Below are 11153 nucleotides of genomic sequence, written 5' to 3' on the forward strand. Positions count from 1 at the left end.
CGCGACCTGCCCGTGAAGGTCGCCACGAAGATGCTGTTCGGCGCGATGGACCAGCTGGCGACCTCGTGGGTCCTCGGCAAGCGCGCCTACCGCCTCACCGACGCCGCCGAGCCCGTGGCCACCATCTTCCTCAAAGGAGTCTCGACCGATGCCGTATGAGACGCTCCTGTTCGAGCGCGAGGAGGGGTTCGTGGTCGTCACGCTGAACCGCCCGCCGGCCAACGCGATCAACGAGAAGGTCGTGACCGAGCTGAACGACGCGCTCAATGCCGTCGAGCACGACGACGCGGTGCGCGCCGTCATCATCACCGGCGCGGGCGACCGGATCTTCTGCGGCGGCGCCGACCTGGGCTCGGCGTTCTCGGGCGGCAGCGTGGACGTGTTCATCCGCTTCGGCAACAGCGTCATGCGGAAGCTCGAGCGCTTCCCGAAGCCGGTGATCGCCGCGGTCAACGGCCACGCGACCGGCGGCGGCTGCGAGATCGCCATGGCCTGCCACTTCCGGCTCCTCAAGGAGACGGCGAAGATGGGGCAGACCGAGTCGAACCTCGGCATCATCCCGGGCTACGGCGGCACGCAGCGGCTGCCGCGCCTGATCGGGCGGACCAAGGCGCTCGAGTTCCTCATCCTCGGCACCCTCATTCCCGCGCCGGAGTGCCTCGCGCTCGGCCTCGTCAACCGGCTCTCGAAGGAGGGCGAGACGCTCAACGACGCCAAGGCGCTGGCGCGCCAGCTCGCCCGGCGCGCGCCGATCGCCACGCGGCTCCTCATCGAGGTCGTGGACGACGGCCTCGAGGCGCCGATCGACAAGGCGAGCGACATCGAGGTGCGCGCGTTCCTCAAAACGCTCAGGACCGAGGACGCCGCGGAGGGGATCCAGGCCTTCTTCGGCAAGCGCGAACCCAGCTTCAAGGGGAAGTAGCGGTGGACCTCGGCATTCGCGACCGCGTCGCCCTCGTCACCGGCGGCGCGCGGAGCCTCGGGAAGGCCGACGCGGTGACCCTCGCGGGCGAGGGCTGCAAGGTCGCGATCGTGGATCTTAACGCCGAGGGCGCGGCGGAGACCGCCGGGGAGATCGAGAAGGCGGGCGGCCGCGCGCGGGGTTACGCGTGCGACATCCGCGAGAGCGGGGCGGTGCAGGAGGTCGTCGCGCGCGTCGAGCGGGACCTCGGGCCGGTGGACATCCTCGTGAACAACGCCGGGATGATCTACACCGTCGGCCAGCTCAAGGACATGCGCGACGAGGACTGGGAGCTGAACCTCTCCGTGAACCTCACCGGGACCTTCAAGATGACGCGGGCGGTCTTTCCGGGCATGCGCGAGCGGCGCTGGGGCCGGATCGTCTGCATGGCCTCGATCGCGGGGCTCATGGGCGGCTTCGGCCAGACCGCCTACGCGACGACCAAGATCGGCGTCATCGGCTTCGCCAAGTCGGTCGCCCTCGAGGGCGCGCGGTACAACGTCACCTGCAACGCGGTCGCGCCCGGCATCATCGCGCCGAACGCGCGGCTCTCGCCGCTGTACGAGCGCATGGTCAAGCGGGTGGCGATGCAGAAAGAGGGCGAGCCCGAGGACGTCGCCTGGGCCGTCGCGTTCCTGTGCTCGGAGCGCGCGCGGTACATCACGGGCACGGTGCTGACCGTGACCGGGGGAATGGACCTCTTCACGTTTTAGCGGCCGAACGTCGGGTGAAATCTTCGAAAATAGGAGGGCAAGCATGCCGACGGTGAAAGAGACCTTCGATCTGATGGCGGGCCGGTTCCGCGCCGACAAGGCGGCGGGCACGAGCGCGGTGATCCAGTACGACGTGAGCGGCGACGGCGGCGGCACCTGGCACGCCGTCATCAAGGACGGCACCTGTACCGTCAACGCCGGCGCCGCCACCGGCCCGAGCCTGACGCTCCAGATCTCGGCGCAGGACTGGCTCGACATGCTCTCGGGCAAGCAGTCCGGCCAGATGCTGTTCATGTCGGGGAAGCTCAAAGTCAAGGGCGACATGGGCCTGGCGATGAAGCTGGGCTCGATGTTCCAGATGTAGGCGCCGCGCGCGCGAGCGCCCCGGCTTGCCCGGGGCGCTCGGCCGCGAAAACCCGCGTCCCGCGCGGGCGGGATGCGATACTGACGGGCACATTCCCCGAGAGGAGCCCGGCGCACATGGGTCAGGAGCGGTTCGCCGACGTGGTCGAGCGGTTCACCGACGGGTACGCCGCGGCCGCGAGCGTGTCGCCCGAGGTCGTCAAGCGGTGGCAGGAGGAGCTCGACAGGAGCCACCGCCGCCTGCAGAACCTGCACCGGATGGTGACGAACCCGCCCGAGCCGAAGGTCGGCCAGACGCCCCGCGAGGAGATCTACCGGAAGAACAAGACGCGCCTCTACCGTTACGCGTCCTCGCGGCGCCACAAGACGCCGCTCCTGTTCGTGCCGAACCTCGGCATCAGCCGGCCGTACATCTTCGACCTGCTGCCCGGCGGGTCCTTCATCGAGCACATGACCCGCGAGGGCTTCGACTTCTACCTCCTCGACTGGGGCGTGTTCGGCCCGGAGGACAACGGCCTCACGGTCGAGGACTGCGTGACGCGGATCCTGCCCCGCATCGCGCAGGAGGTCCTCGAGTCCTCGGGGGCCGCGGAGCTCAACGTGCTCGGCTACTGCATGGGCGCGCCGATCTCGGCCTGCTTCGTCGCGACGCGCCCCGACGTCCCGGTGAAGAACTACGTCAACATGGCGGGGCCCTTCGACTTCAGCAAGGTGGGCCTCTTCGGGCTCTGGCTCAAGAAGGACTACTTCCACGTCGACCGCTTCGTGGACACGCTCGGTTCCGTCCCGGCGGACATGGTCAAGGCGGGCTTCAAGCTCATCAAACCCACCATGGATCTCTCCACGAACCTGAACCTCTGGTGGAACCTGTGGAACGACACGTACGTGGAGGGCTTCCAGGCGCTCAACAAGTGGGCGAACGAGTACGTGGCCTTCCCGGGCGAGTTCTTCCGCCAGTGGGTGCGCGACTTCTACCAGGAGAACAAGCTCTACCGGGGCGAGCTCGTCATGGGCGGCCGCCCCGTGCGCCTCGCGGACATCACGTGCCCGGTCTTCGTCGTCGGCGCCAAGGAGGACTACATCGCGCCGCCCGAGTGCGTCCGGGCCCTCATCGACGCCGTCGGGAGCCGCGAGAAGGAGTACGTCGAGCTGCCGGGCGGCCACATCTCGCTCATCGCGGGCCGCGGCGCCGCGCTCCACTGCTGGCCCAAGGTCTCCGGCTGGCTCGCCCCGCGCTCCTGACGCCCGTCCCGGCGTCGCCAAACTTCTTGACGCGGAGCGTCAGGCAACGGTAGCATGGCATCGAGAGGGTGAGCCATGGCTGACAGCGGCGCGAACCAGCTGTTCGAGCTCTGGAAGAAGCAGCTCGAGGAGGGCACCCAGGCCTGGACCCGGCTGGTCACCCAGGCCCCCGCCGCCGCCCCGCCCATCGACCCCTTCGCGTTCTGGCGCCCGGTGCTCGACCAGGGGCTCCAGGCGTGGGCGAGGCTCTTCGCCCAGAGCCCGGCGAGCCCCGACATGCTCGGCCAGTGGAAGCAGTTCCTCGACCAGTGGATCGAGGCGTGGTCGAAGGTGCTCGGCCAGGCGATGAGCACCGAGCAGTTCGCGAAGCTCATGGGCCAGTCGCTCGATCAGATGCTGGTGTCGCAGGCCCCGCTGAAGAAGGCCGTGGACCAGAACGTCGAGCAGGCGCTGCAGGCGCTCAACCTGCCGTCACGGAGCCAGCTGACGGCGGTCGCCCGGCAGATCGTCGAGCTCGAGGACCGCCTCGAACGTCTCGAGGACATGCTCGGCGCGCTGGTGCGGCGCCTCGACAAGGAGCCCCGATGATCGGCAAGACGATCCAGGAGCTCACGCCCGGAGACCACGCGGAAATCGCGCAGGCGGTCACCCCGGAGCAGATCGCGAGCTTCATCGACGCGGTCGGCGACTTCAATCCGGTGCACAGCGATGCGGCGTACGCCGCGACCACGCCCTTCAAGGAGCCGATCGCGCCGGGCATCTACACGGCCGGCCTCGTCTCGGCGGTCATCGGGACGCGCCTGCCGGGCCCGGGCGCGATCTACGTCTCGCAGTCGCTCCGGTTCACGAAGCCGGTGAAGGCCGGCGACACGATCACGGCGCGCGTGGAGGTCGTCGAGGTCGTCCGCGAGCGGAACCGGATCCGCCTCCAGACGACCTGCACCAACCAGCGGAACGAAGAGGTGCTCTCGGGCGAGGCGTGGGTCATGCCGTCGCGGGCGCCGATCGTCTACGACGAGGAGCGCCGCGCTGCCGCATCGCTCGCGCGCCTCGCGCTCCAGCCGTGGTCGTGGGCCGCCCAGGCGATGACCGCCTGGGCGACGATGGTCACATCAACAGCCCGCCGTTGATCGAGAGCTCGGCCCCGGTGATGTAGTCGCCGTCGGTCGAGACGATGTAGCAGACGGCCCGCGCGATCTCCTCCGCCGTCCCGAACCTCTTCAGCGGGATCTGGGCGAGCAGCTTCTCCTTCACCTTGTCGGGGATCCCCTGGATCATCTCGGTCTCGATGAACCCCGGCGCGATCGCGTTGACCGTCACGCCCTTGCCGGCGAGCTCCTTGGCCAGGGACTTCGTGAACGCCGCGACGCCCGCCTTCGACGCGGCGTAGTTGGCCTGGCCGAAGTTGCCGATCTGGCCGATGACCGAGGTCATGTTCACCACGCGGCCGTAGCTCCGCTGGAGCATCTGGTCGATGAAGACCTTGGTGCAGTTGAACACGCCGTCGAGGTTGATCGCGAGCACCTTCCGCCACGACGCGTGGTCCATCTTCACGAACGTCTTGTCGGAGTTGATGCCGGCGTTGTTGACCAGGATGTCGAGGTGGCCGAACTCCTTGAGGACCTCCTGGGCCATCCGGAAGGTGTCGGGATAGTCCGCCACGTCGGCCTGGGCCAGCATGGCGCGCCGTCCGAGCTTCCGGACGCGCTCCGCGACGTCCTTCGCGGCGGTCTCGCTCGACACGTAGTTCACCGCGACGTCGGCGCCCTCCTCGGCGAGGGCCAGCGCCACGGCGCGACCGATTCCGCGGGACCCTCCGGTGACGAGCGCGGTGCGCCCCTTGAGCTTCATGCGAGCCTCCTCTGCGCGGTGGAGCGCCAGTCTAGCACGCGGGGCGTCGTGGGCCCTTGACGCGGAGTGTTAAGCCATTCATGATTGCCGAGAGGGGAATCCCCCAGAGGAGCGTTATGGCGTACGTCATCAAGCGGTACTCGAATAGGAAGCTCTACGACACGCAGGAGAGTCGGTACGTGACGCTCGAAGAGATCGAGGAGATGATCCGGGCGGGCAAGGAGATCTCGGTGGTGGACGCGGCGTCCGGCGAGGACCTCACCGCGGTGACGCTCACGCAGATCATCCTCGAGAACCAGCGCAACCATCGGAGCGGCCTGCCGACCGCCTTTCTCCACCAGCTCATCAAGCACGGCGAGGCGTGGCAGGAGTTCGTCCAGCGGTCCATGAAGTCGAGCCTGGAGGGGGTCGTCTCGAACCAGCGCGAGATGGAGCGCGTGTTCCAGGAGTGGGCGAGCCGCTCCGGGTGGGGCGCCATGATGCCCAGCGCCGCCCGCGCGGAGGCGAAGCGCGACGGCGAGCCCGAGGCCGATCGGCTGCGCGAAGAGGTGGCGTCGCTGCGCGAGCGGCTCCGCTCGCTCGAAGAGCGTCTCGAGAAGCGGAAGAGCCAGGCGAAATAGAACGGCCCGGCGGGTTTTCGAGCCGCGCCCCGGGTTTCCCGGGGCGTGTGCGAGCGCCGGGGGGTATGGGGGGCCCTTCGAGGCCCCCCATGTTTTCAGTTCTGCGCGTACACGTCCTTCAGCTTGGCCACGACGGCCGTGTAGCTCTCCTGGATGCCCTTGCCCGCCTGCTCCGCCGAGGTCTGAAGCCGCTCGGCCGAGCGGGTCACCGCCTGGGCGCCCGTCTCGAGGATCTTGAACACTTTCTGGGCGCCGTCCACGCTGTCGGCGACGGCCTTCTGGTAGAACTGGACCGGGTCCTTCGCGCCGTTCTGCCACGCCGCCTGCCAGCGGAGGGCGGCCGCCTGCGAGTCCTTCAGGGCCTCGATCATGGTCTGCTGGAGCTCCGCGTAGAGCCGGACGCTCTCCTTCGCGCTCGCGGCGCCGAACTCGACCACCTCGCGCAGCACGCGCTGGTTGGCGTCGGCCCACACCGTCATCGTCTCCACCGCCTTGCCGGTCACCTGGCCGAACAACTCCTGGGTCTTCTTCTCGTCGATCATCGGGACCTCCTCCTGCGCTTTGCGCTTCGTCCTGGTCGTCCTGGGTTCGCCATGCGCGTCGCCCTTTCACGAGAGAGCATAACGCGACGCGTTATCGGAGTCAAGATAAATTCGCGCATTGCGTTATGCCTGTCGTGCTAGGGTCTCTAACCCTTTGAAATTGATGAGTTAGGGGGAACAATCATGGCTACCGATACACTCGCGCGCCTGTTCTGGGACCGGGTGGAGAGAAGCGCGGGCCGGCCCGCGCAGTCGTTCAAGCAGGGAGCCGGGTGGAAGACGCTCACCTGGCGCGAAGTTGGCGGGATCGTGCGGGAGGTCGCCCTCGGGCTCATCGCGGTCGGCCGCCAGAAGGGCGAGCGCGTCGCGCTCCTGTCGACGAGCCGCGCCGAGTGGGTCCAGGCCGACTTCGCGATCTTCAGCGCTGGCTGCGTCACGGTGCCGATCTATCCGACCTACCCGCCGGACCTCATCGCCTACGTGGTCAACGACTCGGAGGCGAAGACCCTGATCGTCGAGGACGCGGCCCAGCTCGCCAAGGCCCTGGAGGTGCGGGAGAAGATGCCGGGGCTCGAGCAGATCGTCGTCATCGCGGGCTACGACGCGCCGCAGCCGCCGAAGATGGTGCTGACGTGGGAGACGCTGCGCCGGCTCGGCCGCGAGGGTGAAGCCGCGCACAAGTCCACGCTCGCCGAGCGCGTGGGGGGGACCCGGTCCGAGGAGCTCGCGACGATCGTCTACACGTCGGGCACGACGGGGCCGCCGAAGGGCGTCGTGCAGACCCACGGCAACCACATCGCCGCCGTCAACGCGTCGATGCAGGCGACGCCGATGGAAGAGGGCTACGTCCACCTCCTCTTCCTTCCGCTCGCCCATTCGTTCGCGCGGCTCGAGTCGTTCCTGGGCGTGGCCCACGGCCTCACGACCGCGTTCGCCGAGAACCTCGACAAGCTGCGCGACAACCTCCCCGAGGTGCGCCCGCACTTCATCTGCAGCGTGCCGCGCGTCTTCGAGAAGGTCTACGCGGGCGTCCTCGCCGCGGCGGAGGCGGGCTCGCCGGCGAAGCGGAAGATCTTCCAGTGGGCGCTCTCGGTGGGACGCGAGGTGAGCCGCTACCAGCAGCGCGGCCAGCCCGTGCCCTTCGGGCTCGAGCTCCGGCGGAAGATCGCCCACAAGCTCGTCTTCTCGAAGCTCCACGCGCGGCTCGGCGGGCGCCTCCTCTGGGGCGTCTCGGGCGGCGCGCCGCTCGCGCGCGACATCGCCGAGTTCTTCCATGCCGCCGGCATCCTGATCCTCGAGGGCTACGGGCTCACGGAGACGTGCCCGGCGCTCACGTTCAACCGGCAGGACAAGTACAAGTTCGGCTCGGTGGGCCAGGCGCTCCCGGGCGTCGAGCTCAGGATCGCCCCGGACGGCGAGATCCTCGCGCGGGGGCCCAACATCGCGACGCGCGGCTACTTCAAGCAGCCCGACGCGACGAAGGAGGTCTTCGAGCCGGACGGCTGGTTCCACACGGGCGACATCGGCCGGCTCGACGAGGACGGCTTCCTCTTCATCACCGACCGGAAGAAGGACCTGATCGTCACCGCGGGCGGCATGAACATCGCGCCGCAGAACATCGAGAACATGCTGAAGGCCGATCCGTTCATCAGCCAGGTGATGGTCTACGGCGACCGGCGGCCGTACCCGGTGGCGCTCATCACGGTGAGCCCGGAGGAGCTCAACAAGTTCGCCCACGAGCACGGGATCCTCGTCACGGACGCGGCGGTGCTCGCCAAGCACCCCAAGATCGTCGAACGCGTGGGCCGCACGGTCGAGGAGAAGAACACCCAGCTCCAGTCCTACGCCAAGATCAAGAAGTTCGCCGTGCTTCCCGTCGACTTCTCGCTCGACGGCGGGGAGCTCACCCCCACGCTCAAGGTGAAGCGCAAGGTCGTGGCCAACAAGTACATGAGCGTGCTGGACGAGCTCTACCGCTGATGGAGGCGGCAGGCTGACGCTCGCGGGCCGGGTCGCCGTCGTCACGGGCGCCTCCCGAGGGCTCGGGCGGGCGATCGCCCAGGCGCTCGCGGGCGCGGGCGCGGACGTGGCGCTGGCCGGGCGCTCGAAGAAGGACCTGGACGACACCGCGGCGCTCGTCCGGCAGGGCGGGCGCCGCGCGCTCGTCGCGCCGACCGACGTCGCAGCCTACGCCGAGGTCGAGGCGCTCATGCGCCGGGCGGTCCAGGAGCTCGGCCGCCTCGACATCGTCGTGAACAACGCGGGCGTCGCCCGGGTCGCGCCGCTCGCCGAGATGACGCCCGAGGACTGGCGCTTCATGGTGGACGTGAACCTCACGGGCGTCTTCAACGGCTGCCGCGCCGCGGCGCCCCACCTGATCGCGCAGAAGTCCGGCAAGGTGATCAACGTCGCGTCCGTGCTGGGGCACGTGGGGCTGCCCGGCTACACGGTCTACGGCGCGACCAAGGGCGGGGTGATCGCCCTCACGAGGGCGCTCGGCGTCGAGTGGGCGCGCCACGGGATCCAGGTGAACGCGATCGCCCCCGGGTGGTTCGCGACCGACATGACGGATCCCGCGTTCTCGGACCCGAGGATCAACGAGCGGCTGACGCGCGACATCCCGATGCGACGGATCGGCAGGCCCGAGGAGATCGGGCCGCTGGCGGTCTATCTGGCGTCCGACGCGTCGGCTTTCATGACGGGACAGACGGTCTTCCTCGACGGCGGCCACTCGGCGGGGTAGTCGTAAGCCCTTGAAATACAAAGTTTGATCCAGCCGAGGGTGCTCCTGTAGATTGTCAGCCATGAGGGCCGCCGTCCTCCACGGTCCGCGCGACCTGCGGGTCCAAAGCGCCCCGGCGCCCGAGCCCGGCGCCGGCGAGGCGCTCGTCCGCGTCACGCTCGCGGGCCTCTGCGGGACCGACCACCGCATCTTCACGGGCGAGCGCCCGGTCCGTTATCCGCGCGTGATGGGTCACGAGATGGTCGGCCGGCTCGCGGCGACCGGTGAGCGCGTGGTGGTCGAGCCGAACTTCGCCTGCGGCGTGTGCCCGCTCTGCCGCGAAGGGAACCGGAACCTGTGCCTCTCGCGCACCGCCGTCGGGATCGACGTGGACGGAGGCTTCGCCGAGCTCGTCCGGGTCCCGACGCGCTGCTGCTGGCCGGCGCCGGCCGCCGTCGCCGACGAGGACCTGCTGCTCACCGAGCCGCTCGCCGTCGTCGTGCGGGCGGTGAACCGCGGCGCGCCGAGAGCGGGCGAGACCGCCGCCGTGGTCGGCGGGGGGACGCTCGGCCTCCTGGCGCTCCAGGTCCTCCGCGCGCGCGGCGCGCGGGTCCTCGTCGCGAGCCGCACCGACCGGCGCCTGGCGCTCGCGGGCGAGCTCGGCGCCGAGGCGACCCACGCGCTCGCCGGCGGGCCGCTCGACGCCGCCGCGCGCCGCTTCTCGGGGCGCGAGGGCGTGGACCTCGTCGTCGAAACGGCGGGGACGGCGGAGGCGGTCACCCAGGCCCTCACGCTGGTGAGGCCGGGCGGGCGCGTCGTCCTGACCGGGCTTCCCCACGAGCCGACCGCCGTCGCCTTCTTCAGCGTCGTGCGGCGCGAGGTGACGATCACCGGCTCGATGATCTACCAGGACGAGTTCCCCGAGGCGCTGCGCCTCATCGCGGCGGGCGCGGTCCGGACGCGCCCGCTCGTCACCCATCGCTTCAAGCTCGACATGATCCGCGACGCGTTCACCGCGCACGCCGACCCGAGCTCGATCAAGGTCGCCCTGGAGATCTGATGGCCTACGCCATCATCAACAAGATCCGCATGCACTACGAGGTCAGCGGCGCGGGCGCCCCCGTGCTCCTGATCAGCGGCCTGTCGGCGCCGGCGGTGAACTGGGCCCTCCAGGCCAAGGCGCTCGCCCGCCACTTCCAGGTCGTCGTCTTCGACAACCGCGGGGTGGGGGAGACGGACCTGCCGCCCGAGCCCGTCTACACGACGGGTCAGATGGCCGACGACGCCGCGGCGCTCCTGCGCCACCTGAAGCTCGGCCGCGCCCACGTCGTCGGCGCCTCGATGGGCGGCACCATCGCCCAGGAGCTGGCGCTCCGCCACCCGCGGCTCGTGCGCTCGCTGACGCTGCTCTGCACCTGGGCGGAGGGTGACGCGCGCTTCCTGCACACGATCGAGGCGTGGACGTCGCTCGCGTACCGCGTCCCGATCGAGGAGCGCTACCGCTACGTGTTCTACCCGTGGATCTTCTCGCCCGAGTTCCTCGCGAAGAAGGAGAACGTCGAGACCGCGTTCCAGCGCTCCATGGCCTACCCGCACCAGACCAAGGCGGAGGCGATCGAGCGGCAGGCGCGCGGGATCCTGGCCTGGAACGGGACGCGTGCGAAGCGGCTCTCCGCGATCCGCGCCCCGACCCTCGTCATGGTCGGCCGGGACGACGTCCTGACGCCCCCGGCCTTCTCGAAGGACCTCGCCACGCGCATTCGCCGCGCGCGGCTCGTCGTCCTGCCGGGCGGCCACGGCTTCTTCCTCGAGAACCCGGACCAGGTCAACCGCACGATCCTGCGCTTCCTCAAATCGGTGCGCTCGAAGTAGGACCGGGCGGGCCGGCGTGAGGACCGGTCAGTCGAGCGCCACGAGATCGAAGGCGGGCGCGAACGGATTGAGGAAGCGTACCCCCTCGAGGACCCGCTCGTGCGCGAAGTCTTCGCTGAGGACCAACGGAATCTGATTGAGGCGCGCGGTGGCCCAGAGCTGCGCGTCCCAGTACGGGAGCCGGTGGCCGGACGCGCCCCGAGTCGCCTCGAGGACGATGAGCGGGGTCACCGGCAGCACGGGCCACGCCGCCGCGAGGGCGACGAT

Annotated in this window: 14 protein-coding genes; 11 read left to right on the plus strand and 3 right to left on the minus strand. The window is 69.6% G+C overall.

Going from position 1 to position 11153, the window contains the following annotated elements; genetic code table 11:
- The first annotated feature begins 148 nt into the window (after positions 1-148).
- From VKG64_02320 to VKG64_02345, 6 genes are all read left to right on the plus strand, one after another.
- Positions 149-922 (plus strand): enoyl-CoA hydratase-related protein, encoded by a 774-nt coding sequence (locus VKG64_02320; GenBank protein HKB23863.1) that lies wholly within the window; start codon positions 149-151, stop codon positions 920-922.
- 2 nt (positions 923-924) lie between these two features.
- On the plus strand, positions 925-1674 hold the full coding sequence (fabG, locus tag VKG64_02325; GenBank protein HKB23864.1) for a 3-oxoacyl-ACP reductase FabG: 750 nt from the start codon (positions 925-927) through the stop codon (positions 1672-1674).
- Between the two features lie 43 nt (positions 1675-1717).
- On the plus strand, positions 1718-2038 hold the full coding sequence (locus VKG64_02330) for an SCP2 sterol-binding domain-containing protein (GenBank protein HKB23865.1): 321 nt from the start codon (positions 1718-1720) through the stop codon (positions 2036-2038).
- Between the two features lie 116 nt (positions 2039-2154).
- Positions 2155-3279, plus strand: coding sequence for an alpha/beta fold hydrolase (locus VKG64_02335; protein HKB23866.1), 1125 nt, complete (start codon positions 2155-2157; stop codon positions 3277-3279).
- 75 nt (positions 3280-3354) lie between these two features.
- Positions 3355-3867: a poly(R)-hydroxyalkanoic acid synthase subunit PhaE gene (locus tag VKG64_02340; protein HKB23867.1), complete on the plus strand. Its 513-nt coding sequence runs from the start codon at positions 3355-3357 to the stop codon at positions 3865-3867.
- Entirely contained in the window at positions 3864-4409 is a 546-nt protein-coding gene (locus VKG64_02345) for a MaoC family dehydratase (protein HKB23868.1), read from the plus strand. Before VKG64_02340 ends, VKG64_02345 begins: the two co-directional genes overlap by 4 nt.
- Here VKG64_02345 and fabG (VKG64_02350) read toward each other — a convergent pair.
- Entirely contained in the window at positions 4387-5130 is a 744-nt protein-coding gene (gene fabG, locus VKG64_02350; GenBank protein HKB23869.1) for a 3-oxoacyl-[acyl-carrier-protein] reductase, read from the minus strand. The two genes, VKG64_02345 and fabG (VKG64_02350), sit on opposite strands and share 23 nt — an antisense overlap.
- 116 nt (positions 5131-5246) lie before the next feature.
- Here fabG (VKG64_02350) and VKG64_02355 point away from each other — a divergent pair, with 116 nt between their 5' ends.
- A complete protein-coding gene (locus VKG64_02355; GenBank protein ID HKB23870.1) occupies positions 5247-5750 on the plus strand; it encodes a polyhydroxyalkanoate synthesis regulator DNA-binding domain-containing protein in 504 nt (167 codons plus the stop codon).
- Between the two features lie 95 nt (positions 5751-5845).
- On the opposite strand, the gene VKG64_02360 is transcribed toward VKG64_02355, so the two are convergent.
- Entirely contained in the window at positions 5846-6292 is a 447-nt protein-coding gene (locus VKG64_02360; protein HKB23871.1) for a hypothetical protein, read from the minus strand.
- A 183-nt stretch (positions 6293-6475) separates the two neighbouring features.
- On the opposite strand from VKG64_02360, the gene VKG64_02365 reads away from it, so the two are divergent.
- The 4 genes from VKG64_02365 (at position 6476) to VKG64_02380 (ending at position 10886) form a co-directional block, all read left to right on the plus strand.
- Positions 6476-8272: a long-chain fatty acid--CoA ligase gene (locus VKG64_02365; GenBank protein HKB23872.1), complete on the plus strand. Its 1797-nt coding sequence runs from the start codon at positions 6476-6478 to the stop codon at positions 8270-8272.
- Between the two features lie 13 nt (positions 8273-8285).
- Positions 8286-9035: an SDR family oxidoreductase gene (locus tag VKG64_02370; GenBank protein HKB23873.1), complete on the plus strand. Its 750-nt coding sequence runs from the start codon at positions 8286-8288 to the stop codon at positions 9033-9035.
- A gap of 61 nt (positions 9036-9096) precedes the next feature.
- Positions 9097-10074 carry a zinc-binding dehydrogenase gene (locus VKG64_02375; GenBank protein ID HKB23874.1) on the plus strand — a complete coding sequence of 326 codons (978 nt, stop codon included), beginning with the start codon at positions 9097-9099 and terminating at the stop codon, positions 10072-10074.
- Complete coding sequence (locus tag VKG64_02380) at positions 10074-10886, plus strand: alpha/beta fold hydrolase (GenBank protein ID HKB23875.1); 813 nt, start codon at positions 10074-10076, stop codon at positions 10884-10886. Before VKG64_02375 ends, VKG64_02380 begins: the two co-directional genes overlap by 1 nt.
- Positions 10887-10913: 27 nt before the next feature.
- Here VKG64_02380 and VKG64_02385 read toward each other — a convergent pair.
- Positions 10914-11153: hypothetical protein (locus VKG64_02385; GenBank protein ID HKB23876.1), on the minus strand; the 240-nt coding region annotated here is incomplete at its 5' end.

Source organism: Candidatus Methylomirabilota bacterium, assembly GCA_035260325.1.
Lineage (GTDB): Bacteria > Methylomirabilota > Methylomirabilia > Rokubacteriales > CSP1-6 > AR19.

Bases quoted from the DNA above. Each gene is read 5' to 3' on its own strand.
- VKG64_02320 (HKB23863.1), top strand. From the start codon at position 149: ATGCCGTATGAGACGCTCCTGTTCGAGCGCGAGGAGGGGTTCGTGGTC.
- VKG64_02330 (HKB23865.1), top strand. From the start codon at position 1,718: ATGCCGACGGTGAAAGAGACCTTCGATCTGATGGCGGGCCGGTTCCGC.
- VKG64_02335 (HKB23866.1), top strand. From the start codon at position 2,155: ATGGGTCAGGAGCGGTTCGCCGACGTGGTCGAGCGGTTCACCGACGGG.
- VKG64_02340 (HKB23867.1), top strand. From the start codon at position 3,355: ATGGCTGACAGCGGCGCGAACCAGCTGTTCGAGCTCTGGAAGAAGCAG.
- VKG64_02345 (HKB23868.1), top strand. From the start codon at position 3,864: ATGATCGGCAAGACGATCCAGGAGCTCACGCCCGGAGACCACGCGGAA.
- fabG (HKB23869.1), bottom strand. From the start codon at position 5,130: ATGAAGCTCAAGGGGCGCACCGCGCTCGTCACCGGAGGGTCCCGCGGA.
- VKG64_02355 (HKB23870.1), top strand. From the start codon at position 5,247: ATGGCGTACGTCATCAAGCGGTACTCGAATAGGAAGCTCTACGACACG.
- VKG64_02360 (HKB23871.1), bottom strand. From the start codon at position 6,292: ATGATCGACGAGAAGAAGACCCAGGAGTTGTTCGGCCAGGTGACCGGC.
- VKG64_02365 (HKB23872.1), top strand. From the start codon at position 6,476: ATGGCTACCGATACACTCGCGCGCCTGTTCTGGGACCGGGTGGAGAGA.
- VKG64_02375 (HKB23874.1), top strand. From the start codon at position 9,097: ATGAGGGCCGCCGTCCTCCACGGTCCGCGCGACCTGCGGGTCCAAAGC.
- VKG64_02380 (HKB23875.1), top strand. From the start codon at position 10,074: ATGGCCTACGCCATCATCAACAAGATCCGCATGCACTACGAGGTCAGC.